Here is a 2046-nt window from a genome sequence, read left to right as displayed (position 1 = left end):
GAAATTGACATGGTCGATCTTTCCCGAGCCGAGCAGCCTTTCGGTCTGGGCGTGATTGAGCACGACATTCTGGAACACGCCCTTGGGCAGGCCGATCTTGTCGAACGCCTGCTGAAAGCGCTCGCCGACCAGCAGCGTCTGCGCCGCATGCTTGAGGATGACGGTGTTGCCGGCCATCAGCGCCGGCACGATGGTGTTGACGGCGGTGAGATAGGGATAATTCCACGGCGCGATCACCATGACCACGCCGAGCGGGTCCTTCTTCACATAACGGCGGAAGCCGTCCTTCGGGTTGGAGGCAGGCACCGACTTGAGCGCCTGCTCGGCGATCTCGACCATATAGGTGGTGCGTTCCCTGACGCCGCCGAACTCGCCGCCGTAGCGTACGGGCCGCCCCATCTGCCAGGCGATCTCCGGCACGATCTCGTCTGATATCGCGACCAGCGCTTCCAGCATGGCGAGCATGTACTTGCCGCGCTCGACGATCGGCGTCTCAGCCCATTTCTCTTGCGCCGCCTTGGCGCGTTCCACCGCTGCATTGATCGCCTGGTCGGTCGCGATCGGTCGCTCGGCATAGATCGAACCGTCGATGGGGGATATGAGTTTGACCGTCTCGGTCATTTTGTAAGTCCTCGTATTCTACAACAAAATCGTATGGCCTGGCACTGCCCCTCATCTGCCTGCCGGCACCCTCTCCCCCACGGGGAGAGGGTAAGAGTGAAGGGGCGCCGACGAACCGTCGATACCTAGTACCGCTCGAACCCTCTGTGCAGTTCCCAATCCGTGATGCGGCGGTCGTATTCAAGCTGCTCCCACTTTGCGGTGTGGACATAATGTTCGAGCACATCCTCGCCGAGCGCCTGCTTGAGCATCTTCGACTTCGCAAGCGTCTCGGTGGCATCGCGCAGCGTCTTCGGAATCTCCGGCAGGCGCGATGCCTGATAGGCATCGCCGACGAACGGCTTCTGCAATTCCAGCTTCTCGTCGATGCCGGCAAGGCCGGCGGCGATCAGCGCTGCGAACGCAAGATACGGGTTCAGATCGGCGCCGCCGATGCGGCATTCCATGCGGATGCCCTTGGTGCCCTCGCCGCACAGGCGGAAGCCGGCGGTACGGTTGTCCTCGCTCCACATGATCTTGGTCGGCGCGAAGGTGCCGGCCTGGAAGCGCTTGTAGGAGTTGATGTAGGGCGCCAGGAACCAGGTGAATTCCTTGGCGTATTTGAGCTGGCCGGCGGCCCATTGCTGGCCAAGCGTCGACAGCGTCCAGTCGGCCGCCTTATCGAAGAACAACGGCGTCTTGCCGTCGGCGCTCCACAGCGAATTGTGGATGTGGCTGGAATTGCCGGCGAGCCCGTAATTGTATTTGGACATGAACGAAATCGCCTTGCCCTCGGACTCCGCGATTTCCTTGGCGCCGTTCTTGAGGATGACGTGACGGTCGGCCATGTCGAGCGCCTCGGCGTAGCGCACATTGATCTCTTCCTGACCCGGACCCCACTCGCCCTTGGAATTCTCGATCGGAATGCCGGCCGCTTCCATCTCGTTGCGAAGCCGGCGCATGACGCCCTCTTCCTTGGTGGTGATACCGATCTGGTAGTCGCCGATATAGGGCGATGCGGTATCGAGACCTTGCCAGTGCTTCTTGCGGGCGGAATCGTATGTCTCGTTGAACAGATAGAATTCAAGCTCGGAAGCAAAATAGCCTATATAGCCGCGCTCCGTCAGCCGCTTGACCTGCTTCTTCAAGATGGCGCGCGGCGAATGTGGCAGGTCATCATGGGTGTGGTGGTCGAGCACGTCGCAGATCACGAGTGCGGTCTTTTCCAGCCAGGGAATGCGCCGCAGCGTGGCCAGATCCGGCTTCATGACGAAGTCGCCATAGCCCTTCGACCAGCTCGCCGCCTTATAGCCCGGCACCGGCTCCATATCGATGTCGGCGGCCAGCAGATAGTTGCAGCCATGCGTTTCGTCATGCGCGGAATCGACGAAGTACTGCGCCAGGAAGCGTTTTCCCGCCAGCCGTCCCTGCATGTCGACGCTGCAG

Annotated in this window: 2 protein-coding genes; both read right to left on the bottom strand. The window is 61.1% G+C overall.

What is annotated here, in order from left to right; all coding sequences use genetic code 11:
* On the bottom strand, nt 1-621 hold a 621-nt coding region (locus EN984_RS32465), incomplete at its 3' end, for an aldehyde dehydrogenase family protein (RefSeq protein ID WP_127384254.1).
* A gap of 125 nt (nt 622-746) precedes the next feature.
* On the bottom strand, nt 747-2046 hold a 1300-nt coding region (locus tag EN984_RS32460; protein ID WP_164765824.1), incomplete at its 5' end, for a glutamine synthetase family protein.

This window comes from Mesorhizobium sp. M7A.F.Ca.CA.004.12.1.1, assembly GCF_003997835.1.
Classification (GTDB): domain Bacteria; phylum Pseudomonadota; class Alphaproteobacteria; order Rhizobiales; family Rhizobiaceae; genus Mesorhizobium.
This window is presented reverse-complemented; position numbering and strand designations above follow the sequence as displayed.